Origin of the sequence: Promicromonospora sp. NPDC052451 (assembly GCF_044547525.1) — a bacterium.
Lineage (GTDB): Bacteria > Actinomycetota > Actinomycetes > Actinomycetales > Cellulomonadaceae > Promicromonospora.
The window spans coordinates 77,690-100,425 of the sequence record NZ_JBIUAP010000002.1 but is presented as its reverse complement, the minus strand read 5'-3'; the positions used below and the strand labels follow the sequence as shown (position 1 = coordinate 100,425).

The window sequence follows — 22,736 nt, the reverse complement described above, 5'->3', positions numbered from 1 at the left end:
GGGTGGAGTCGACCCAGCTGATCGCACGCGTGGATGCCGAGTTCGCGCGCCTCGATCCGCCGCGGTGGCCGAATCCTCACGAGGACTGCGAGGCGTCCGAGGAGGAGTACTCGCGGGTGACCGACCCGGGCAGGTACCGGGTCGTCGCGCTCCGTGCACGGGCATGGTCCCGGGTGCTCGGCACGGTGCCGGACATCGACGTCGAGCCCGTGGCCCCCGAGTCGCTCGGGCCCGACCTCGACGGCGGGGTACGCCTGACGTCCCGCCGCCCCGGCACGCTCCCCCTCTTGCTCCTGGAGCGCGGTCCGACGAAGGACAGCGAGGTCCCGCTGGTCCGCATCGGCATGGCTGATCCGGACACGGAGCTCGAGCTCGTCCCCGACTGCGGCTGCGATGCGTGCGACCACGGCTCGGACGACCTGGTCCGGGGGCTCGACGAGGCCGTCGTCGAGGCGATGAGCGGCATCGTCCTCATGCTTGCTGGCACCTGGCGAGGTGTGTGGACGCCTGACGGCGGAGGTGTGGGTGGCGATCCAGGCCTGCCGGAGCTCGACCAGGTGCTGGCGTGGGGCCGGCGTCTGTCCCGGCGGGAGCACGTCTCGTTCCCCGAGGACGTCCGGGTGCTGGTCAACGACCCGTGGATGTGAGGCCCACGGCGGGCCGCTCCTCCGGGTCGCGGCACCACCCGGCCGGCCCTGCTCTACGCTGCCCGGCGTGACGTCCTCCGAGCACCTCGCGACCGCCCGTACCGACTACGACGCCATGGCGGAGGCCTACACCGCGTTCATCGGTGACGCGTTCACCGGCAGCCCGCTGAACCACGCGCTCGTCCAGGCCTTCGCGGACCTGGTCCGGCAGGCAGGCGGCGGCGCCGTGGCCGACGTCGGCTGCGGGCCCGGGCACGTGACCGCGTACCTGCGCGACCGGGGCGTGGACGCCTTCGGCATCGACCTCTCACCCCGGCTCGTCGCGACGGCTCGCGAGACCAACCCGGGTGTCCGGTTCGACGTCGGCGACATGGGTGCGCTCGACGTCGCCACCGGCAGCCTCGCCGGCGTGCTGGCGAACTACTCGATCATCCACACGCCCCCGGACCGGCTGCCCACGGTGCTCGGCGAGCTCGGCCGCGTGCTCGCGCCCGGCGGCCACCTGCTGGTCGCCTTCCAGGCCCTGCCGGACGCCGAGGGGACGGCCGAGGCCTTCGACCACAAGGTCTCCCCCGCCTGGCGGTACGCACCGGGCCACGTCACCGGCCTGCTCGGGCGGGCCGGGGTCCACGAGGTCGCCCGGCTCACGATCGCCGCGAGCGAGGACCCGGCACGCGGCTTCCCGCAGGCGCACGTCCTGCTGCGCAAGACGCCGGCCTGAACCTCAGGACCGGCCGCCGCGGCGTCGGCCCGGAGGAGGACCCTCCTCAACCGGAACGGCGGTGCGGCCGACGGGAGGAACCCGTCGACCGCACCGCCTGCGGTGCCGTGCGCCGTCAGGCGCCGGAACCCTCGGTGAACAGCCGGGGCAGGAAGTCGATGAGCGACTTCTGCCAGACGTCCCAGCTGTGCGGCCCGGGGACGATGGGCGCGAACTCGTGGTTCACCCCACGGCTCTCCATGGCCGCGATGAGCTGCAACGTCGCACCGTAGGTGAAGTCCTGCACGTCACCGGAGTAGACGCGCAGCAGCTTCGTGCCCTCGTTGATGGCCTCGACGTCGGCGTTGGCCGGCGGTGCACCGAACGCCGACATGGCGCCGATGTAGCCGAACTCGCCCGGGTGCGCCCAGAGCGTGCTGAGCGTGTGGCCCGACCCCATGGACAGACCCGCCAGCGCGCGCTGGTCGCTCTCGGAGCTGATGTTGAACTGCTCCTCGGCGGCCGGCACGATCCGCGTCGTGATCTCCGTGGGGAAGTCCACGCCGTTGCCGTTGGCCATGACCACCACCATCGGCACGATGTTGCCGCGCAGGTAGTGGTTGTCGAGGATGCGCTGGACATACCCCACCTCGACCCAGTCGGTCCACGTCTGCCCGCCACCGTGCTGCAGGTAGAAGACCGGGTACTCCTCGGCACGGTCCGGGTCGTAGTCCGGGGGCGTCCACACGTACGCCGAGCGCTGTGTGCCGCCGCCCGCGGTGCTCTGGTAGCTCATGACGCTGACCTCGCCGCGCGCGTCGGCGGGCACCTGGGCCGTGTACTGGCCGCGGAGTGTGTCGCCCTCGACGGTGAAGGTGCTCCACGTCGGCTCCGAGAACACCGTCGTGGGGTTGTTCGCGTCCTTGCGGTCGACGCCGTCGACCACGAACTTGTAGTAGTACGACCCGCCCTCCACGGCCAGCGAGAGCCGCCACGACCCGTCGGCCTGCTTGACCATGTGGGTGCGCGGCCAGCTTCCGGCCGGGCCGAAGTTGCCCCAGACGGTCACGTTGTTCGCGTCGGCGTACTCGGGGCCGAGCTCGAAGGTGACCACGCCGTTCTCGTCGATCCAGGGCGTCGGGGTCGTCCCCGCCGGCGGGAGCTGGTGCTCGACGAACGGCAGGTGCCCCTCGCTCGGGCCCTCGTCGTCGACGTCCTGGAAGACGCGCCCCGCGAAGTCGTGCAGGTTCTTCTGCCACGTGTCCCACGTGCCGCCCGTCTCCGGGTCCGACCCGTCGGACTGGAACTCGACGCCCGCCGTCGTCAGCCGTTCGGCCAGCGCGACCGTGTCGTCGTACGCGGCGTCGGTCACGTTGCCCGCGTACAGCCGGACGATGTCCGTCGCGTCGTTGATCTGCTTGGCCTTGCCCCGGGAGATCGGCTTGTCGTAACCGCCCGAGAACGAGCCGACGCCGGCGAACTCGCGCGGCTTGGCGACCACGGCGTCCACGGCCAGCTCCGCACCACGGCCGATGCCGGCGATCGCGCGGCCGGAGCCCTTGTCGGAGACGTTGAACGCACGCTCGACGGCGGGCAGCAGCTCCTTCGTCACGCCGGCCGGGCCGGGCACGCTCGCGTCACCCATGACGACGACCATCGGCTCGGCGTCGCCGTCGAACGTGAGGTTGTCCATGATCTGGCCGAGCCGGCCCAGCTCCACCCACTCGCGGTAGCTCTGCCCCTCGCCCTGCAGCAGATACAGCACCGGGTACTGCTCGGCGCGGTCCGCGTCGTAGCCGGGCGGCGTCCAGACGAGCGCTTCCTTGTCGCGCTTCGGTCCCTTGCCGTACTCGAGGGTCGTGAGCCGGCCGCCGTCGGCCACGTCGTCGAGCCACTCCGCGCCCGGTCCGGGGACGAACAGGGTGCTGTAGGTGGGCTTCGACGTCACCTCCTGCGGCGCGCCCGGGTTACGGAACGCGACCGCGTCCTGGTCCGCGGCGGGGCGCGCGGCGTACTGGTAGTAGTAGAGGCCGGGTTCGAGGGGGCCGAGGGTCGCGGTCAGGTTCGACCCGCTGGCCCCCATGTTGAGGTCGGTCCACGCCTTGCCGGGGCCGAAGTTCCCCTGCACGGCGACAGGACCGTCGGCGATCCCGGTCGCCTCGGTCACGGCCGCACGGGGCACCGTGAAGCGGTAGACGTCCGAGATCGGGTTGTTCGGCACCTCACCCACCCAGGGGTCGGAGCTCACCGCTTGCGCGGCAGCGGACGGCGCGACGAGCAGGCCGCCCGCCACCACGGCGCTCGCGGCGACCGCCGCGAGCGCCTGTCGGCCCCGCCGGACGCGACGAGGGGGTCTTGCCTGAGATTCAATCGTCATTGACCTGCCTCTCGTTTGGAAAACGTTATCGACAACGCGAGGGACGGCCCAGGCCGAGCTCGCGCACGGCCGACACCCGGGCGGGCACCGGTGTCACGGTGGTTGGGTCAGGGGCGGGGTCCGCCCCGGGGTCGGGTCCGCCGCGGGAGCCCCAGCACGTCGGTTCGCCCGGTGGGGCGGGACGTCGGCGACGAACCGCCCGCTGGTGGCGTCCGGGTCGCGGTCGACGACAGGGCCGGTGCACGACGTGGCATCGCTGTTCCTCCTTGAACGGCGGACGAGCACGCCTGCACGGCGGCTCGCCAGCCCAGGTTAGCGATCGATTCCGACGTTGTAAACGGATCTCGCCAGGATCACCCGGAAGGTGGCTCAGAACCGCGCTGAGCAGCGGGAACACAGGTGTGTGCTGGCACGCAGTGCCATTCCGACGTTGTAAGCACCACGCCCTGTGGTCAACGGGGCGCCGTCCTGATCCCGTCGACGGCGAAGTACGCGCGAGGCATCGTGCGCCAGCGGTCGGCCAGGACTTCCCGGTCCCCGGCCGTCCCACGGCTCATTCGACCGCGTCGGCGAAGCGCGCCCGCGCGACGACGGACAGCCGCTGCAGCTTCCGGTAGCTCTCGCTGCCCGGCACGGCGGTGTAGACGAACAGGTAGTGAGCCTGATCGGGGTCGACCAGGGACTGGCAGTGCAGCTCCAGGGCGCCGACCTCGGGATGCACGAGGTGCTTGACGTCGTAGGCGTGGACGCCGATCTCCTGGTCGTCCCACACCGCGCGGAACTCCTCGCTCCGCTCCAGGAGCCGGTCGGCGAGCTGCGCGGCCCGGGATCCGGGGCCACGGAGCGTCGCGAGCCGGCGCAGGTCGGCGGCGATCATGCGGCTGAGGAGGGAATGCTCCTCGGGGGCGTAGAGCCGTCGTGCGGCGGGGTCGGTGAACCAGCGGTAGCCGAGGCTCCGGGCCGGGCCGCTGTGGGCGGTCAGGTCACCGGTGAGGGCCACGCCCAGCGGCGTCTGCCGGAGCGTCTCGCCCAGCTCCGTGACGATCTCCGCGAACGTGTCGGTCAAGCGGTCGAAGACGCGCAGCAGGCCGGGACTGATGTGCTCGCCGGCCGGGCCGCGCGGCGGTGGGTTGTGCCCCGCCAGGCGGAACAGGTGGTCACGCTCGTCGAGGGAGAGGTGGAGCCCTTGCGCGATCGACGCCAGCATCTGCTCGGACGGACGGGGCCCACGCTCCCGTTCGAGCTGCATGTAGTAGTCGGTCGACATGTGGCACAGGAGGGCGACCTCCTCCCGGCGGAGCCCTGCGGCCCGTCGCCGCCGCCCCCGGGGCAGGCCGACGTCCTCCGGCTGGAGCGACTCCCGCCGACGGCGCAGGAAGTCGGCCAGCCCGGCCCGATCGACTGTCATCTCTCGTTTCTAGCAGTCGCGCACAGGGCTTTACCACGGATCGTCGATACCCCCGTAGCGGCGACCTGGGCCCGCGCCCGGGGCCCCAGCCTTGAACCCCAGCCTGGGATCGCCGACCCCCTGGTTGCCGTCCGCAGGCGTGGTCAGCCTGGACTCGAGCACGTGACCAGCGACCGACCAAGGAGCCACGATGGCCTTCACACCAGTGGGACGCGAGATCGACCGCATCGACGGCAGGCGCAAGGTCACCGGTGCCGCCGAGTACTCCGGTGACCACCCGGCCCCCGATCTCGCGCACGCCTACCTGATCACCAGCACCGTCGGGCGCGGGCGCATCCGCGCCATGGACACCGCCGCCGCGCTGTCCGCCCCGGGTGTCCTGGACGTGTACAGCCCGTTCCATCCTCTGCGGCAGTACGTGCTGCCCGGCCTGGGCGAGAACTACGCGCCCCTCCAGGACGTGGACGTACGGTTCCACGGGCAGATCATCGCCATGGTCGTCGCCGAGAGCTTCGAGCAGGCCCGCGACGCCGCGGCGACGGTCACCACGACCTACGACGCCGAGCCGCCCCGCACCTCGCTCGACGACGAGCCCGGCACGCTGCCCGACGCGCCGGCCGGCGGGCGCCCGCCCCGGTCCACGATCCTCGCCGACGGCGTCGACTCGATCGATGCGGCACTGGCCGCGAGCGACATCGTCGTGCAGGCGGACTTCCACCAGGACTCGCAGCACCACGTCGCGATGGAACCCCACGCCACCCTCGCCCGGTGGCAGGACGGCATCCTCACCGTGCACAGCGGCACGCAGGTGCCCCTCTTCGCCGTCATGCTGATCGCCGCCCGGCTCGGCATCGCGACCGACCGCGTGCAGGTCATGAGCAGGTACGTGGGAGGCGGTTTCGGCAGCAGGGTCCTGTCCTGGTACGACACCTCCCTCGCCGCGGCCGCGGCCGCGGTGCTGGACCGCCCTGTCCGGCTCGTCCTGACCCGGGAGCAGGTCTTCCAGGTCATCGGCCGGCGGGGCCGGATCAACCAGACGGTCAGGCTGGGCGCCCGGCGAGACGGCGTGCTGACCGCGGTCAGCCACGTGACCGACGCCGAGATGCCCGCCGTCGGCGGATGGCAGATGACCGCGGCGGAGTCCTCCACGGCACTGGCCTACCGGACACCGAACCTGCATGTCGAGGACCGGCAGGTGACCCTCGACATGTCGCCGACCTGGGCGATGCGGGCACCCGACGAGGCCCCGGGGTCGTTCGCGCTGGAGACCGCGATGGACGAGCTCGCCGTGGCCACCGGCGTCGACCCGGTCGAGCTGCGGCTGCGCAACTACACCACCGTCGTGCCCGGCACCGACCGCCCCTGGACGAGCAAGCACCTCGACGAGTGCTACCGCGTGGGCGCCCGCCGCTTCGGCTGGTCGGCGCGGTCCGCCACGCCCCGCTCCCGCGTCGACGGGGACTGGCTGGTCGGCATGGGGATGGCGTCGGCCGTCTACCCGACGGACCGGCAGCCGACCACCGTCCGGGTCCGCCTGCGGGCCGACAACACCGCCGTGGTGTCCACGGCGACGGTCGACCCGGGCACCGGCGCGGCCACCATGGTCTCGACCGTCGGCGCCCACGCCCTGGGGATCCCGATGCGCCGGATCGAGCTGGAGTACGGGGACTCGACGCTGCCGCAGGGCGGTTCGTCGGTGGGGTCCGGAGCCACCGCGAGCACCGCCCCGGCGGTCCAGGCCGCCGCCCGGGCCGCCGTCGACGAGCTGAAGCGGATCGCCGTGACCAGCCCGGGCTCGCCGTGGCACGGTGCCGACCCCGCCGGGCTGACCTACGAGCACGGTCGCCTGCGCTCGGCGGACCGGGCGATGACCTTCGGCCAGCTGCTCACCGCCGCCGGTGTCCCGGCGGCCGGGGGCGAGGGGACCCAGCAGCCGGGCGACGAGGCCACCCGGTACGCGGTCCACAGCTTCGGTGCGCACTTCTGCGAGGTGCGGGTCCACCGCTTCACCGGCGAACCGCGCGTCAGCCGGTTCACCACCGTGGTCGACGCCGGCCGCGTCGTGAACGCGAAGGCCGCCCGGAGCCAGCTCGTCGGTGGCGTCATCATGGGCATCGGGCACGCCCTGCTGGAGCACGACCCGGTCGAGCCGGCCACCGGCCGGCTGGCCGCCGGCAACCTCGCCGACTACATGGTCCCCGTCAACGCCGACATCCCCGACATCGACGTGCACTGGCTGGACCGGCCCGACCCCGTGCTCAGCGAGCTCGGCGTCAAGGGGCTCGGCGAGATCGGGACCGTCGCATCGGCCGCCGCGGTCGGCAACGCCGTCTTCAACGCCACCGGCAGACGGGTGCGCGACCTCCCCATCACCCTCGACAAGCTGCTGCGGGAGGACTAGGTCCGGCCTCGTCAGCCTGTGATCGCCAGGCCCTGGATGGGCCTCCGGCGTCCGGCAAGGATCGCGGCAGGGCGACGACGTGCGCGTCGCCTGCCCGTCGCCGGACGACCGAAAGGCATCTGTCATGCCCAGCTATCACGTCGGGACCACCACCTCCGCCGCACCCGGGACCGTGTGGCGCCTGCTGATCGACGGCCGCTCCTGGCCCCGGTGGTCATCGGGGCTGGACGAGCTCGTGGAGACCCGGTCCAGCGGGCTCGACCCGGAGGGCCGGGACGGCGTCGGGGCGGTGCGCGCCTTCCGCACGGGGCGCACCGTCGCGGCCGAACGGCTCGTCGAGCTGGTGGAGAACCGGAGGATGACGTACGAGGACGTCGTCAATCCTGCGCTGAGGGACTACCGCGCCGAGATCCAGCTCGAGCCGAACGCCGACGGCGGCACGACCATCAGCTGGCGCGGCAGCTGGCGCGCCCGGCCGGGCGTCGGCTGGCTGATGCCGTTCATCCTGCCGGGTGTCATGCAGCGCATGGCCGACGACCTGTCCGCCTACGCCGCGCAGGTCGACCGCGAGGAGAGCCGCTGAGGCGGTCGCAGCCTGGGATCGGCAGGTCCTGGATGTCTCCGGGCCCGCCGCCCAGTCTGGGTGCAGCGCCCGAGCCGGACAGCCCACCCGGACGGTGGGGGCGCTGCGCCACCACCCTGCCTCGCCGCCCCTCAGGAGAGACACGATGACATCAGACAACGATGCGGGACACGGCCGTTCAGGCGTGTCCCGGAGAAGCTTCCTGGGCGGCGGCCTCGTGGCCGCCGCCGTGACGCCGCTGCTGACCGGCCAGGCGGAGGTGGCCGAAGCCGCCTCGGTGACCACCGCGGACGGCGTCCACCAGGTGACCGTGCGCGCCGCCGTCAACGGCAGCCCCGTCTCGGTGCGGGTGGACCCGCGGGCCACCCTGCTGGACACGCTGCGGGAGCGGCTGGACCTCAAGGGCACCAAGAAGGGCTGCGACCGGGGCCAGTGCGGTGCCTGCACCGTGCACGTGGACGGGCGGCGCGTGCTGTCCTGCCTCACCCTGGCCGCCACGGTCACCGGGCACGAGGTGACCACCATCGAGGGCCTGGCCGACGGCGACCGCCTGCACCCGATGCAGGAGGCCTTCGTCGAGCACGACGGCCTGCAGTGCGGCTTCTGCACCCCGGGCCAGATCATGTCGGCGGTCGCCCTGGTCGAGGACGAGGGCGGCGCGGACTCGGACGAGGAGATCCGGGAGCGCATGTCGGGCAACATCTGCCGGTGCTCGGCCTACCCGCGCATCGTCGACGCGATCCGGGACGCGCAGCAGGTGATGCGCTGATGCGGCCCTACACCTATGCCCAGCCGCGCTCGGTGCGCCAGGCCCTGCGCGACGCCGGGCCGGACACCGCGTTCCTGGCCGGTGGCACCACGCTGGTGGACCTGATGAAGCTCGAGGTGATGACGCCCGAGCACGTGGTGGACATCAACCAGCTCCCGCTGGACGGCATCACGCTGAACGGCAAGGGCCTGCACGTCGGCGCGCTGGAGCGGATGAGCGACGTCGCCGCCCACCCCGTGGTCCGTGAGCACTACCCGGTCATCGCCCAGGCGCTGGAGCTCAGCGCGTCGGGTCAGCTGCGCAACATGGCCACCATCGGCGGCAACCTGCTGCAGCGCACCCGCTGCGGGTACTTCCGGGACGTGTCCACCCCGTGCAACAAGCGCGAACCGGGCTCCGGCTGCTCGGCGCTGGAGGGCATCAACCGCGGCCACGCCGTCCTGGGCACCAGCGACGCCTGCATCGCCACCCACCCCAGCGACCTCGCCGTGCCGCTGGTGGCGCTGGGCACGACGGTGCACCTCGCCTCCCCGCGCGGCACCCGCAGCGTGCCGCTGGACACCTTCTACGCCCTGCCCGGCAGCACGCCCGACGTCGAGAACGTGCTGCGGCCGAACGAGCTCGTCACCGGCATCACGGTGCCCCGCTCCCCCTGGGCCGCGCGCTCCCTGTACGTGAAGGTCCGTGACCGGCAGTCCTACGAGTTCGCGCTCACCTCCGCCGCCGTCGCGCTCCAGCTGCGCGGCAGGACCATCGTCCAGGCCCGGATCGCGGCCGGCGGCGTGGGCACCCGTCCGTGGCGGCTGCCGGCGGTGGAGCACGCCCTGGCCGGCCGGCCCGCGACGTCCGCCACGTTCGAGGCAGCCGTCCGGCGTGCCGCGGACGGCGCCCGGCCGCGCGAGCACAACGCGTTCAAGCCCGCGCTGCTGCGCCGCACCCTGGTCCGGGCCCTGACCGAGCTCGTGGAGAGCCGATGAGCGGCCGGCCCCACGGCGCGAGGGCAGGTGACGGCCATGCTTGAGCTCGCCCCTGAGCTGCTCGGACGGGTCCGGCGCGGCACCCCGTTCGTGACGGCCACCGTGACTGGCGTGGCCGGTAGCGCCCCCCGGCAGCCCGGCTCGTCGCTCGTCGTGGACGCGGACGGCGCCGTGCTGGGCAACGTGTCCGGCGGGTGCGTCGACGCCGCCGTCCACGAGGCGTGCCAGGAGATGCTGGCCGGGGACCACGCCCCGCAGGCCCTGCGGTTCGGGTACTCCGACGCCGACGCCATCGGCGTGGGCCTGACCTGCGGCGGCACCATCGAGCTGCTCCTGCGCCACCACGACCCGGCCGCCGGACCTGCCGCGGAGCCGGAGCTCGGACCGGCCCTCGCCGACGCCGCGGACGGCCGGGCGGTGGCCGTGGCCACGGTCGTGCACGGCCCGGACGCCCACCTCGGGCGGACCATCGTCGTGCGGCCGGGCCGGCCGCCGCAGGGCTCCCTGGGCGACGAGCTGCTCGACCGGGTGGCCGAGGCCCGGGCCGCCGACCTGCTGCACGCCGGGCAGACCGGCACCGTCGAGGTCGGGGTGGCCGACAGCTACTGCCGTGAACCCATGACCCTGCTGGTGGAGTCCAGCGCCCCGCCCCCGCGGATGCTCGTCTTCGGCGCCATCGACCACGCCGCAGCCCTCGCCCGGCTCGGCACCTTCCTGGGCTACCGGACGACCGTCTGCGACGCCCGGGCCACGTTCGCCACCCCGGAACGGTTCCCGGACGCCGAGGTGGTCGTGGACTGGCCCCACCGCTACCTCCAGGCCCAGGCCGACGCCGGGCTTCTCGACGCCCGCACCGTCGTGTGCGTGCTGACCCACGATCCCAAGTTCGACCTCCCGCTCCTGACCGCCGCCCTGCGCATGCCGGTGGCCTACGTCGGCGCCATGGGCTCGCACCGCACCCACGAGGAACGCCTCGCCCGGCTCCGCGACGCCGGCCTGACCAGCGGCGAGCTCGACCGCCTGCACTCCCCCATCGGCCTCGACCTCGGTGCCCGCACCCCGCACGAGACCGCGCTGTCGATCGCGGCGGAGATCGTCGCCCACCGGCACGGCGGTACAGGGGCACCCCTGAGCACCGGCGTCCCCATCCACCGCAGTGCCCCGCCGGCCGGCGCACTCGCCCTCAGCAGCTGAAGGAGTCACGATGCCCCGTACCCCAGTCGGACGCGAGACCGACCGCGTCGACGGCAGACTGAAGGTCACCGGCGCGGCCGAGTACTCCGGTGACTACCGCGCCACCGACCTCGCCCACGCCCACCTGGTGACCAGCACCGTCGCACGAGGCACCATCACCGGGATCGACACGGCCGCCGCGCTCGCGGCGCCCGGTGTCCTGCGCGTGTACGCCGCACCGGAGCCTCGCCTCAACCTGTACCCGATCACCGGCCCGCTCGCCGGCTTCGTGGAGAACTACCTCCCCCTGAAGGACACAGAGATCCGGTTCCACGGACAGGCCGTCGCGATGGTCGTCGCCGAGACCCCCGAGCAGGCACGCGACGCCGCAGCGCTGATCACCACGACCTACGACACCCGCCCCCCGCGCACCTCCCTCGCGGACGAGCCCCACGTGCCGGCCGGCCCCACCCTCAGCGGGTCGCCGAGCAGCGTCGAGGTGCTGGCTCCCGGCGTCGGGTCGATCGACGACGCGCTCGCCGCCAGCGACGTCGTCGTCGAGGCCGAGTTCCACCAGAACATCCAGCACCACGTGGCCATGGAACCCCACGCGATCCTCGCGGTCTGGGACGGCGACCGGGTCACGATCCACGCCGGCGCGCAGATCCCGGCGGCGTTCGCGCTCGGGATGTCCCAGCGGCTCGGGGTGCTGCCCCAGAACGTCCAGCTGATCAGCAAGTACGTGGGCGGTGCGTTCGGCGCCCGCGTCATCCTGTGGAGCGACACCCCGCTCCCCGCCGCCGCGGCCCGCGAGCTCGGCCGCCCCGTCCGGCTCGTCCTGACGCGCGAGCAGATGTTCACGCTCACCGGGCACCGTCCCGAGCTCACGCAGACCGTCCGGCTGGGCGCCTCCCGCGACGGCGTCCTGAACGCCGTCAGCCATCAGAGCGTCTCCGAGCGCCCGACCACCGTCGCCTTTCCCATGACGCCTGCCCACAACACCACGGACGCGCTGTACCGGACGCCCAACCTGCACGTCCACGCGGAGCTGGCCGTCCTGGACATCCCCGGGAGCCGCGCGATGCGCGGACCCAACGAGGCTCCCGGGTCCTTCGCCCTCGAGACGGCCATGGACGAGCTGGCCGTCGCCACCGGCGTCGACCCGGTCGAGCTGCGGCTGCGCAACCACGCCACCGCGCATCCCGTCTCCGGTCTGCCCTGGTCGAGCAAGCACCTCGAGGAGTGCTACCGCGTCGGGGCGGAGCGCTTCGGCTGGTCCGCCCGCAGCGCCACGCCCCGGTCACGCGTCGACGGTCAGTGGCTGTACGGCACGGGCATGGCCGCAGCCATCTATCCGGCGCACCGCCGGCCCGCGAGCGTGCGGGTCCGGCTGCTCGACGACGACACCGCCGTGGTCTCGACCGGGATCTCGGACTTCGGCACGGGCGGGCAGACCATGGTCGCGGTCTCCGGCGCCGACGCCCTGGGGCTGCCGCTGGACCGCGTGACGCCCGAGATCGGGGACTCCCTGCTGCCTCAGGGCGCGCCCGCCGTGGGCTCCAGCGCCACGCACGCCACCGTGCCCCTGGTCGTGAACGCCGCCCGCGACGCGATCACCGAGCTCAAGCGGCTCGCCGTCACCGACGAGGCATCGCCCTGGCACGGCGCGAGCCCGGACGACCTGCGCTACGAGCGTGGGATCGTGCACGGCCTCGGCCGCTCGATGACCTTCGGTCGCCTGCTCAGGGCCGTGGGCTCGCCGGGCATCACCACGCTCGCCGAGTCGGCCGGCGACGCCGACCCGGGGTACGTGCACCACAGCTTCGGCGCCCACTTCTGCGAGGTCCGGGTCAACCGCTTCACCGGCGAGACCCGCGTCACCCGGTTCACGACGGTGGCCGACGTCGGCCGCGTGATCAACGCCAAGGCCGCCCGGAGCCAGCTCGTCGGCGGCGTCATCTTCGGCATCGGCCACGCCCTCCTGGAGGAGAACCACCTGGAGCTCACCACCGGACGCCTGACGAACAGCACCCTGGCCGACTACCTGGTGCCCGTGAACGCCGACGTGCCCGACATCGACGTGGTCATGCTCGACCGCCCCGATCCCGTCCTCACCGGACCGCTCGGCGACGGCAGCGAGGAGGTCGGGACCCGGAGCCTGGGCGCCCGGGGCCTGGGCGAGATCGGCACCGTGGGCTCGGCGGCCGCGATCGGCAACGCCGTCTACAACGCGACCGGTGTGCGGGTGCGCAACGTGCCCATCACGCCCGACAAGCTGATCTCGCTGTAGGGCTGCGGTGCCGGGCCACGAGCCCGGCACCGGAGCGACCCGTCAGCATCGACCGCGAGCTGGAAGGCCCGCCGCGCCTCGTCCCAGCTCGGCTCACCGGGCAGGACGAGACTGCCGTCGAGCTGCTGGCTGGGGATGTGCGGCGCCTGGGCTCGCGTCGAAGCGGGACCCGACCACGTCACCGCAGCGGAGCGGAGCAGAGCGCCCGTTCCTAGGCCGACGACTGCACCGATCGGCAGATCCCGTCGAGAACGAAGGCGGTCCGGCGATCGTAGTCCGACCGGGACGGTCGGACGCCGTACTTGAGGGCGAGTGCGTTGTCGATCGTCAGCGCCTGGAAATCAGCCGGCGTGAACTCGCTGACCAGCACCCCCGCGGCATGCCCTTCCGCGACCAGGTCGTCGTGAAAGGCGCCACCGGCGTGACACAGAGCCATGAGCTGCTCGGAGTCAGGAAATTCCTGCAGAAGAACGTCGTTGACCGCCGGCACCCGGTACTGGATGTCGCGAAGCGCGCCGACGTAGGAGCGGATTCGGGACCGGATCTCCACGACGGACCGCGCATCGTCGATCACGCTCCTCAGCTCGGCAGCGACGACGTCGTCGAGGACGGCGTCGATCAGCCGGACCCTCCCCCCGAACCTGTTGAAGATGGTCGCCTTGCTCACCTGGGCGGCCGCGGCGACCTCCTCGAGCGGTGCGGAGAGGCCCCGCTCCCGGAACACCTGCACCGCCGCGACACGGATCCGGTCGGCATTGCGGCGGGCATCGGTACGAAGGGTCACCACGACCGACCTCCTTGCTCGACGAGAGAACTTGACCAGCCAGGTCAACTTCGGTCACGATGCTACCGGACATGAAGTTGACCTAGCAGGTCAACTTCCGCACGAGGTTACAGGCCGGCCGAACCACTGCCCGTGGAGCCGCACACGAAGGGACGCCCTCATGATCATCGTGACCGGAGCGACAGGCGCTCTCAACGGAGCAACGGTCGACCACCTCCTGAAGCGGGTTCCTCCGGCGCGCATCGGCGTCAGCGTCCGCAACCCCGACCGCGCGAAGCACCTGGCAGACCGAGGTGTCCGCGTGCGGCAGGGAAGCTATGACGATGCCGCGGCCCTGCGTCGTTCGTTCGCCGGCGCCGAGCAGGTGCTGCTCGTCTCCTCCAGCGACATCACCGCCGACGTCGTCACCCAGCACCGGACGGCGATCGATGCCGCCGTCGCCGCCGGGGCGCAACGAATCCTGTACACCAGCACCCACGGGACCGGCTTCGGCACTCCCTATCCTCCGCTCGCGATCCATGCCGCCGCAGAGCAGCACCTCGCAGCGTCAGGCGTCGCATGGACGGCGCTGCGCAACGGCTTCTACGGAGATCTCCGTCAGCTGCTCGGTCCGTGGCAGGAGACAGGGGTGATCGCCAAGCCCGCTGACGGTCCGTTCTCCTGGGTCGATCGGCGTGATGCCGCCGAGGCCGCCGCGGCAATCCTGACCAGCGACTCCCCGTTCGACGGGCCCGTCGACCTGACGCTGCCCTCACCCGTCACCCTCGAGGACTTCGCCTCGGCGGCGTCCGAGCTCACCGGCCGCGATATCCGTCGCGTGGTCGTCGACGACGAGGAGTGGGTGGCCGACGAGATGGCGAACGGCGTTCCGGAGGCGGCCGCGCGCTTCACCCTGTCGATGTTCCAGGCGACACGGAGTGGTCACTTCGCTTCGCCCGACCCCACGCTCGTCCGGCTTCTCGGGCGGGCGCCGCGGAGCGTTGCCGATCAGCTGGCTGGTCGCGGCTAGGCGTCCGGCACCTGCGGCGCTGAGCAAGCTCACAACGAGGCCGCCCAACGGACGCCGGACGTCCTGCGGGGGTGGGCTCATCCTGGATCCGGTCGGGCGCCGGCGCCCACCTCGTCGAGAACGAACGTGCCGCCGAGGCCGACGGCCGGCCCAGGCTTGACCCTGACGCGACGTCATCGTTTGAAGTTGTCGCATGACACGGATCGGCGTCGACACCGGCACCCCGCACTCGGCCACGTTGGCTCTCACCCTCCTGTGGATCAGCGCGGCCGCTCTGCCCCTGCCAGGTCCCGGCATCCACCGGCTGGCCCAGGTATCACCCTGATGCGCATCTCAGAGCTGGCTCAGCTCGCCGGGGTAACGGTGCGAACCATCCGCTACTACCACCAGGCAGGCGTGCTGCCGGAGCCTCCGCGTCGGCCCAACGGGTACCGGGACTACACCGCGGACCACCTGGTGGCGGTGCTGAGGATCAACCAGCTGACCGACTCCGGCCTGACGCTGGCGCAGGCCGGAGTCGTGGCCGCCAGCTCTGGATCCTCCGCCGACGAGGTGCTGGACGACGCGGACCGCGCCCTGGGAGTGAAGATCACGGCCCTGACCGAACAACGCGAACGGCTGGCCCGGGCACGTGCCGGACACCACGTGGGGCTCTCGACGGCGGCAGCCGCACTGAGCCTGACACCCGCCGACACCCCGGTCGCCATCGTGATCGCCCACCTCTACCGGGAGCACCCGCAGAGCGATGTTCTCGTCGAGGCGCTCCACGACCCGCAGAAGCGGTCGGTCCTGGCGTCCTTGCAGGAGCGCTTCGAGGCCATCGACGAGAGCACGACCGATGGCGAGCTCGATCAGCTCATGGCCCAGGCGCAGGCACAGTTCGCCGAGGCCCCCGACGGGATGCCGCCACTGACCGAAGAGCAGTTTCAGGTCCTCCTCGACCTGGCCGAGCACCAGCTGAACGACCGGCAGAAGAGCTTTCTACGAGGCCTGCGTCCCAGGCCGTCGCTCCACGACTGACCGCGGCTCTCCCGATCACCTGCCCGCCACAACACCAAGGAGTATCCATGCGCCTCTTCGACAACTTCCGAACAGTGCTGCGCGACAACTGGAATGCCTACCTGATTTCCAACCTCGTGGTCTACGGCACTCTCGTCATGGCGATGATCGCGACCGTCTATCTTCCCGGGCTCCGCGAATGGGGCATGGCGAATACCGAAGCCTTCTTGAGCTCGCCCGGGTCATCCGTGATCGTCGAGGCCTATGCCAGCGGCAGCGTCGTGAAGGCATCGCTGCTGACCTTTCTCGGTAACCTCCTGTTCGCCGCACTGGCGACGACGACGTTGCCCTCGCTCACCATCCCCTTCTTCGGTGTGCTCGCGACGCTCGGGCGCGCAGCATTCATCGGCATGCCGTATGCCCCGACAACACTCGAAGAGCTGGTAGTGGTCCTCGTCGCGTCGCCGGTGCTGCTGATCGAGTTCCAGGCCTACGTCCTGGCGATGCTGGGCTCCGTCATCCTCTGGCGCTCGACCTTCGGGTACCGGCGACGCAACCTGTCGTCGGCCTGGGACGGATACCTCGCAGGCATCAAGGACAACGTGCGGCTCTATCCGGCGATCATCACGTTGCTTCTTGGTATCGCGGTGATGGAAGCGCTCACGGCTCCGCTGCTGCGGTGAGCATCGGTGCGCCGCGACGACGGTCAGCCGTGTGGGTCAGACGTTGAAGCGTGTTATGTGGGCCTGACCTCGTGGTTCGCCGGTTGGCTTGGTGCCTTGGGGGAACTGTGGGGGAATCGGGCCGGGTGTGCCGCTGCCGCGAGGGCTGTGGCTGGGACTGCGACGGGCTGTCGTGATTCTCGATGAGCGGACTTGTGCCTGCTCCACTCTGAGGCTACCCGTTCGCCTCGATCAGGCAGGCGTCTGCTCCTCCAGGAACTTAACGGCAACGCCCCCTCACCAGCCCATGTCGCGCGCAACCTCCTCGCGCGCGGTGTCGATCTCGTCCTGCGTCGCACTGGTGACGTCGGTGTCCTGCTCAAACCGCGACAACAGGTCAACCAGCGCCTGTTTCTCCGCCGGATGCGAGATCGGCACGGCATCGAGATCGACCGACATGAGCCAGTCAAAGAGCACGACGGCATCGGCCCGCCAGAGGTTGAGACGAACCGTCGGAAAGTCAGGTCCCATGAACCCGCGCCGCCAGCCGCCAATCATGACTGCAGATCGGACGACTCCCCTCGCGCAGCAGCTACAGCGACACGGATGCGGTCAGCGAACGTTCGGGCGCCATAGCACCGGATCGTGAACTCGTACCCACTGGCACGCACGACGACAAGGCTGGTCACGAACCCCCGCTTGGTGGCGACCTCAGTGATGTCGACCAACGGGATGACGAAGTCAATCGGGCCATCGTGCATCGAACGGTTCATGTCGTTCGGGTGGAAGTGGTACTCGTTGGGTGTCAGCGTTGCCCGCCCTCCGACCCACAGCCCTTTGTAGATGGCGCGTGTCAGTGCCACCGCGGGCTCCACGAGCTTTCCCACTCCGGCCGCGCGAACGTTGAAGAGGGCGTTGGCGAGGCGGGAATCGATGGCATCGGCGATCACGACCACCGACAGTAGACCAGCGACAACTCACCGGACAGGATGAAGATCCGAGCAGGCGATCAGGCCGAACTACCCACTCACTACGCCGAGAGACTCGAACCCCTAGCCTTCTCCCGGTGAAGCGAGACTCTTCGACGTCCGCAGAGCAAGTAGACGAAGCGATCACGATCGCCCTGGTGAGCCCCAGAAACGGACAGCGCGGGTTCGATTCCCGTCACCCGCTCCACAGGGTCCGCCCCAGGTCAGAGAATGTTTCTCGAAGTTCCTCCGGCAGCTCCTGCCGCAGCTGCCGGACGCCGGGATCATTCCGACAGGCACGATCACTTGCCAGGACGCCCACGCCTGGCTCGACGCCAAAGCAGTCGTCCTCGGCGTCGGCTTTGATCGGAGCGTCGGCGGCGTGGCAACTGGCGACTACGCCGAGGCTCGAGCTTCCGCGCGCGAGCGGCTGGCGATCGTCGCCGATGAGGCCTGATCCCGCTGCCATCGCTAGTCGCCGAGGTGTGAGGTGAAGATCGGGTGATTCGCGCCATGTGCTGAACCCAAGCACCGCTGTCGGTGCAAGGATGCGCGATGTGCCTGGAGCGGCGCATCGGGTTTCTTGGGAGGGAATGGCATGGGATTTTGGGCTCGGTTCTTCGGCAAGAGTGAAACCACCATCAAGTTGCCGAAAAAACAACCGACGATCAAGCAACACTCCTCACCGCCGCGAGGTACCTCGACCCAGCGCTCCCCGCGACGCGCGGAATTCCTAAGCCGCGAGGATGAGGAACGCAGCTTCGTAATCGGTCCGGACGGAATGCCGAGCGGAAGGCTGAAGCGCATCGGCGATCGGCTCCTCATCGTGACCGACGATGGCGCAGGCACGGTGAATCCGAGGAGCGCGCGAATTTACTCGATGGGCATCTACTGCTTCGGCCTCCGCGGAACCGCCTATCAGGGTTCAGCGATCAAGCGTGGCGACTATCGCCTTGGCAAGTCCGTCCGACTGGTCCGCGAGCCCGACAACAAGCACGACCGCAACGCGGTGGCGGTGTACGCCGCAGGCACCGCCACGCGCGGCGGCTACGTCAACAAGATGAACGCCAAGCGCATCGCGGTTCGGCTCGACCGAGGCGAGGAACTATTGGCTATCAGCGTGCGAGGTGACGGACCGGGTAAGGAGGATCTACGGCCAGTCATCCTTGTAGCCTCGCCGCGGGTCATAGCGCACCTGACGCGGTGAAGGTCTGGGGCGCCCCTGACGCGGTCACGCGGACGCCGACAGTGGCTCGCCACGCAAGTGCGAAGTTTCAAGGTCTCGGCCCATCCCGCCAACTGCCCTGATAACAGCTTGCGGTTTCGCTTTGTCCGCTGGGGCCGCCCTCGACTCGGCGACCTCCAGCGCAGCGACAAAACGATCGAGAGCCGTCTCTGAGTTGGGCCAGAGGCCGGCTGCAGGAAGTCGATCACTCGTCAAGGAGCAACGACCCCCCGAAACGGCGCCCCGCCAGGCCGCGACCTTGCAAACATTGCCTGGTCAGCTCGCTGCGTTCTGGGAGGCCGGCTCCGCCTTACACATTGCGTCGGCCTCCCTCAAGATCAGGCGGTACGACGAGGCTCTCCACCACCTCGATCAGGCCCATCGCCTCGCTCCAGACTGGGCTACCAGCCAACCGCTGGGCGCCGCCACGATGTGGGCACTGCTCGACCGGGGCACGAGGCGACGTGGGCCCCAGTTCGCGGCACTCGCCAACGCCTTCGGCGCGCTCTAGCCACTCGCTACGACAAGCACGCCATGGTCTACCGCGCCGGCGCGGTACTGGCTGCAATCGTGGTCTGGCTTCGCAGCTGAGTCCTGGTCCACGACAACTGGGTACGCCCTGTGGGACGCTTCGGGTCCACGAAGGGAGCCAGAGTGCTTGAGAGGTTCGCCAAACGCTTCCAGGTCGAAGTCCCACCGGTGCCAACAGTCAGCGCTACTGAACTCCTGGGCAGGTCAGGTGGCACGACGATCCGTTCAGGGCTCTACCGGATCCATACACCTACCTCGGCGGCACGAGCCGACGCCCTGGTGCGCGCGGCCTACCCGGAGTTCACGACCACCATCTCGTGCTTCGGGCACGACTGGCTCGGGCGACAGTTCTCCCTAGATGCACGAAACGGGCCAGCGCGCGAACCGACCGTCCTCATGTTCGAGGTCGGGACTGGAGGGGCGCTTGAGATCCCCGTGCCGTTCTCGGACTTCCACGACATCGAGTTGGTGGACTACCCAAACGCAGCACTCGCCGCAGGCTTCTTCGACACGTGGCTGGAGTCAGGTCAGCCGTCTCCGTCGCCTGACCAGTGCATTGGGTACCGCATTCCCCTCTTCCTAGGCGGCGAGGACGACATCACGAACCTGGAGGTGACCGACCTCGACGTCTACTGGTCCACGTTCGGACAGATACGAGTGGGCTTGAGCAGCACCAGCGACAGAACAGCCGTGGCACCGGTCGACTTGAGAGACATGCCCTAAGCCCTAAGGTGCTGAGCCGCGGTCCATGAGCCAGCCGGAACTGGCAACATCCGTTAGCGGAGCGTCGAAGTGGTGTGCGCACCTGACCTGCACGGATATGTCTGCACACCCTGGTGTGCGGACATCTTGGTGTGCGCAGAGCGTGCGCTCACCAGTCATCCTCGACGCACGGATGTGTACTTGCGCTTAGGCCGCCAGGAAGTGGCAAACGGGTTGGAGTCCGGAAGCCCAGCCGCCGGGCCATGCCCACGCGCAAGCGTGCGCCGTTTTCCACGCGCTGACTGTTCCTGCCCGAGGGCTCAGAAGCGTTGCCGAAGGTCAACCGGCATTCGGCCTGGTCAGGCGACCAGGCCGAAACCCGGGTGATGCTCAGACGTTGAACCGGAACTTTGACCCGGCCTGATGGGCGGGATCGGCAGTCGTGGCAACGGCCGGGATCGTTGGAACTCCAACGGTCCCGGCCGTTGGCCTCCGTGGTGCGAGACGGGCTGGTGCGGACCTCTTGCGGACTCTGTGCGGACTGATCCGGCCCCGATTGATGTGCGCTCAGAGCCGAGGGCGAACTGCCTGCCTGCCCGCCCCCCCCGAGCGACAAAAACAAGTCACATTGATCCGAGCTGTCCCCTAGGCTCGGCCTTCGCACCGCGGACATGCCCTGAGCCCTGCTGGCGCAGGGCTCCTGAGGAGGTTCGGCTGTGATCGAGATCGATATCCCGATGGATCTCATGACCGTGAAAGCAGACGGTGTCGGGCAGGGGTGCATGACTCGCTCCCGCTACAGCATCCACGAGGGCGCCCTGCTGGTTGCTGGCCGGCCGGGAGCATGGTCCTGGGTCCGTGCAAAGGCGGTTGACGGCCGTCATGTCACGTTCTCGCTTGTCTCCGAGGCGGAGGCGGCGAAGGGAACTCGCGTCGCTACCGATGTGATTCGTGCGGAGTGGCCTTGGCCCAGGGTCAAATGGCTCAGGGTCGAGGAACACACGCTCGTCCAGGCTGATCAAGGAACCTTCATGTGGGTCGACCATGTCCAGTTCACGCTCGACTCGACGCTGGACGATGGAGCTCTCCTCTCGGCCCTGGTGTCGTCGAGCCTCTACGCCCACGGGTACGCATGGCCGTATGCGCATGGTGCCGAGGTTGACTTCGATGGACGTCCTGTCCACGGGCCTTGGCTTGCTGAGACATTGACCGCCGAGATGTTCACAACGGTCGCGGCGGGCGACGCGCGGCGAACGGTCGACACGTGGCTGGACGATGAGATGATCGAACCACCGCAGTCCGTCCGCACCCATGCACGAGTCGCGCGGCTCCTGGCGCGGACTCTCGACTCAGGGACTGTCTACCGCCTCGACGTCCCTGAAGGCGAAGAGCATCGCTCGAACTGGGTCAGCGTCGGCGCGACCGGGTTCCACGAGTTCGTGGTGATTGACCGCGAGCAAGAGGCAATGCACCTGGTCGTCGCCTCCGACGACTGACACGTGTCGCCACGTCCGAAACTGGCGCGGACGAGCCGCCAGTACGCCGGGTTCTCCCGATGGCTGTCCTGCTATGCCTCTCGGTGTCCGACGAGTTGGTTGGGCACCGCGAGAACGTTGGAACTTCGCGGTTCCGCCCGGGTCGCGGTGCGTTGGCGAGGGTGGCTTGAGGTGAGCTCAGACGGCGGTCATGTGTACCCGATGTGTACCGGCGGTCAGACCTGGATGCTTCATCCGCCGATCGCAAAGGGCAGTCCTTTGTCGTCGCGACTCATGGACCTTCGTATGACGTTGACCAGCCTTATCTGCGCCTGAGCCGGTGCCTGCCTGGCCTGTTCGAACTCCTCGGAGCTAAGTGGATGGAGCCGCGGGTCGTGGTTCCGCGGTCCAGGAAGGAATCGATGGCCCGTCCGAAGCGATCGATTTCAGCCGCCACGTCGGCGGGAGCGACCAGACTCGATCGCAGCAGAGCGGCGCTCCACTCACTCCAGTCGTAGTCCCAGCCGCGCTGATCGCCGTGCGCGCGGCTGAGTTCCATCGTGAACCTGGCGTAGTGCGTGAGCAGTTCCTGGTAGGCGCCAAGTTGTTGATCACGCAGCCAATGACGGTCCTGGACTCGTCGCGTCACGATGCCGCCGACGACTACACCGAACGTGGCGGACAAAGCTCCGGCAACTGTTGTTACTAGGACCTCCAGCATGGCATTCCCCACCCAAGCACTCGATTTCAGGTGAGACGAATGTAGTGGTCAGCGAGGTCCGGCAAGAAGGGTGCGTATGCCTCGACCGGGAACCTTCAGGGCCGAAGTTCCGGTGCTGGTCAGAGCGTTGAGGCAGAGGGGCCGGTCTGTGCGCCGGGTTTTCCAGGCGGGCTTCGCGGGATCTGCCGAGAACGTTGGAATTCTGCGGCTCGCGAGCATTGGAGGCTTTGGGAGTGGACGGCGCGTAGCAAGGCTCTTGCGACTACCTGCGGACTGCACCGGTCAGGGCTGGACCCGTTCGTGCCAGTATTTCGTGCCGCCTGCCAGTGCGTCAC

20 protein-coding genes are annotated in these 22,736 nt (G+C 70.0%); 15 read left to right on the top strand and 5 right to left on the bottom strand.

What is annotated here, in order from left to right; genetic code table 11:
* Nucleotides 1-2: 2 nt before the first annotated feature.
* Together ACIG47_RS03305 and ACIG47_RS03300 are read left to right on the top strand one after the other, a co-directional pair.
* Nucleotides 3-647 carry a DUF6226 family protein gene (locus ACIG47_RS03305; protein WP_397429597.1) on the top strand — a complete coding sequence of 215 codons (645 nt, stop codon included), beginning with the start codon at nucleotides 3-5 and terminating at the stop codon, nucleotides 645-647.
* A gap of 67 nt (nucleotides 648-714) precedes the next feature.
* Entirely contained in the window at nucleotides 715-1,368 is a 654-nt protein-coding gene (locus tag ACIG47_RS03300) for a class I SAM-dependent DNA methyltransferase (RefSeq protein ID WP_397429596.1), read from the top strand.
* 115 nt (nucleotides 1,369-1,483) lie between these two features.
* Here the strand turns inward: ACIG47_RS03300 and ACIG47_RS03295 are convergent, their stop codons facing one another.
* Both ACIG47_RS03295 and ACIG47_RS03290 read right to left on the bottom strand, forming a co-directional pair.
* A complete protein-coding gene (locus ACIG47_RS03295; RefSeq protein WP_397429595.1) occupies nucleotides 1,484-3,724 on the bottom strand; it encodes an alpha/beta hydrolase-fold protein in 2,241 nt (746 codons plus the stop codon).
* A 553-nt stretch (nucleotides 3,725-4,277) separates the two neighbouring features.
* Nucleotides 4,278-5,132 carry a helix-turn-helix transcriptional regulator gene (locus tag ACIG47_RS03290; RefSeq protein ID WP_397429594.1) on the bottom strand — a complete coding sequence of 285 codons (855 nt, stop codon included), beginning with the start codon at nucleotides 5,130-5,132 and terminating at the stop codon, nucleotides 4,278-4,280.
* 190 nt (nucleotides 5,133-5,322) lie between these two features.
* Here ACIG47_RS03290 and ACIG47_RS03285 point away from each other — a divergent pair, with 190 nt between their 5' ends.
* From ACIG47_RS03285 to ACIG47_RS03260, 6 genes are all read left to right on the top strand, one after another.
* Nucleotides 5,323-7,533, top strand: coding sequence for a xanthine dehydrogenase family protein molybdopterin-binding subunit (locus tag ACIG47_RS03285; protein ID WP_397429593.1), 2,211 nt, complete (start codon nucleotides 5,323-5,325; stop codon nucleotides 7,531-7,533).
* A gap of 124 nt (nucleotides 7,534-7,657) precedes the next feature.
* Entirely contained in the window at nucleotides 7,658-8,116 is a 459-nt protein-coding gene (locus tag ACIG47_RS03280; RefSeq protein WP_397417903.1) for an SRPBCC family protein, read from the top strand.
* Nucleotides 8,117-8,261: 145 nt separating this feature from the next.
* Complete coding sequence (locus tag ACIG47_RS03275) at nucleotides 8,262-8,885, top strand: (2Fe-2S)-binding protein (protein WP_397429592.1); 624 nt, start codon at nucleotides 8,262-8,264, stop codon at nucleotides 8,883-8,885.
* On the top strand, nucleotides 8,885-9,862 hold the full coding sequence (locus ACIG47_RS03270; protein ID WP_397429591.1) for an FAD binding domain-containing protein: 978 nt from the start codon (nucleotides 8,885-8,887) through the stop codon (nucleotides 9,860-9,862). The genes ACIG47_RS03275 and ACIG47_RS03270 overlap by 1 nt, the downstream gene beginning before the upstream one ends.
* A gap of 36 nt (nucleotides 9,863-9,898) precedes the next feature.
* On the top strand, nucleotides 9,899-11,056 hold the full coding sequence (locus ACIG47_RS03265) for an XdhC family protein (RefSeq protein ID WP_397429590.1): 1,158 nt from the start codon (nucleotides 9,899-9,901) through the stop codon (nucleotides 11,054-11,056).
* 10 nt (nucleotides 11,057-11,066) lie between these two features.
* On the top strand, nucleotides 11,067-13,325 hold the full coding sequence (locus tag ACIG47_RS03260; RefSeq protein WP_397429589.1) for a xanthine dehydrogenase family protein molybdopterin-binding subunit: 2,259 nt from the start codon (nucleotides 11,067-11,069) through the stop codon (nucleotides 13,323-13,325).
* A 211-nt stretch (nucleotides 13,326-13,536) separates the two neighbouring features.
* Here ACIG47_RS03260 and ACIG47_RS03255 read toward each other — a convergent pair whose 3' ends face one another.
* On the bottom strand, nucleotides 13,537-14,112 hold the full coding sequence (locus ACIG47_RS03255; RefSeq protein WP_397429588.1) for a TetR/AcrR family transcriptional regulator: 576 nt from the start codon (nucleotides 14,110-14,112) through the stop codon (nucleotides 13,537-13,539).
* A 157-nt stretch (nucleotides 14,113-14,269) separates the two neighbouring features.
* Here ACIG47_RS03255 and ACIG47_RS03250 point away from each other — a divergent pair, with 157 nt between their 5' ends.
* The 4 genes from ACIG47_RS03250 (at nucleotide 14,270) to ACIG47_RS03235 (ending at nucleotide 16,800) form a co-directional block, all read left to right on the top strand.
* The gene (locus ACIG47_RS03250; RefSeq protein ID WP_397429587.1) at nucleotides 14,270-15,118 is read left to right on the top strand and encodes an NAD(P)H-binding protein; all 849 of its coding nucleotides are present in this window, start codon (nucleotides 14,270-14,272) and stop codon (nucleotides 15,116-15,118) included.
* 193 nt (nucleotides 15,119-15,311) lie between these two features.
* A complete protein-coding gene (locus tag ACIG47_RS03245; RefSeq protein ID WP_397429586.1) occupies nucleotides 15,312-15,443 on the top strand; it encodes a hypothetical protein in 132 nt (43 codons plus the stop codon).
* On the top strand, nucleotides 15,443-16,138 hold the full coding sequence (locus ACIG47_RS03240) for a MerR family transcriptional regulator (protein ID WP_397429585.1): 696 nt from the start codon (nucleotides 15,443-15,445) through the stop codon (nucleotides 16,136-16,138). Before ACIG47_RS03245 ends, ACIG47_RS03240 begins: the two co-directional genes overlap by 1 nt.
* 47 nt (nucleotides 16,139-16,185) lie before the next feature.
* Nucleotides 16,186-16,800: a hypothetical protein gene (locus ACIG47_RS03235; protein ID WP_397429584.1), complete on the top strand. Its 615-nt coding sequence runs from the start codon at nucleotides 16,186-16,188 to the stop codon at nucleotides 16,798-16,800.
* A gap of 276 nt (nucleotides 16,801-17,076) precedes the next feature.
* Here ACIG47_RS03235 and ACIG47_RS03230 read toward each other — a convergent pair whose 3' ends face one another.
* Together ACIG47_RS03230 and ACIG47_RS03225 are read right to left on the bottom strand one after the other, a co-directional pair.
* The gene (locus ACIG47_RS03230) at nucleotides 17,077-17,337 is read right to left on the bottom strand and encodes a hypothetical protein (RefSeq protein ID WP_397429583.1); all 261 of its coding nucleotides are present in this window, start codon (nucleotides 17,335-17,337) and stop codon (nucleotides 17,077-17,079) included.
* The gene (locus tag ACIG47_RS03225) at nucleotides 17,334-17,729 is read right to left on the bottom strand and encodes a hypothetical protein (protein WP_397429582.1); all 396 of its coding nucleotides are present in this window, start codon (nucleotides 17,727-17,729) and stop codon (nucleotides 17,334-17,336) included. The genes ACIG47_RS03230 and ACIG47_RS03225 overlap by 4 nt, the downstream gene beginning before the upstream one ends.
* A 616-nt stretch (nucleotides 17,730-18,345) precedes the next feature.
* Between ACIG47_RS03225 and ACIG47_RS03220 the strand changes: the two genes are divergently transcribed.
* From ACIG47_RS03220 to ACIG47_RS03210, 3 genes are all read left to right on the top strand, one after another.
* Entirely contained in the window at nucleotides 18,346-18,954 is a 609-nt protein-coding gene (locus tag ACIG47_RS03220) for an HIRAN domain-containing protein (protein WP_397429581.1), read from the top strand.
* Between the two features lie 672 nt (nucleotides 18,955-19,626).
* Nucleotides 19,627-20,226: a T6SS immunity protein Tdi1 domain-containing protein gene (locus tag ACIG47_RS03215; RefSeq protein ID WP_397429580.1), complete on the top strand. Its 600-nt coding sequence runs from the start codon at nucleotides 19,627-19,629 to the stop codon at nucleotides 20,224-20,226.
* A 695-nt stretch (nucleotides 20,227-20,921) separates the two neighbouring features.
* Complete coding sequence (locus tag ACIG47_RS03210; protein ID WP_397429579.1) at nucleotides 20,922-21,701, top strand: hypothetical protein; 780 nt, start codon at nucleotides 20,922-20,924, stop codon at nucleotides 21,699-21,701.
* Nucleotides 21,702-22,736: the final 1,035 nt, after the last annotated feature.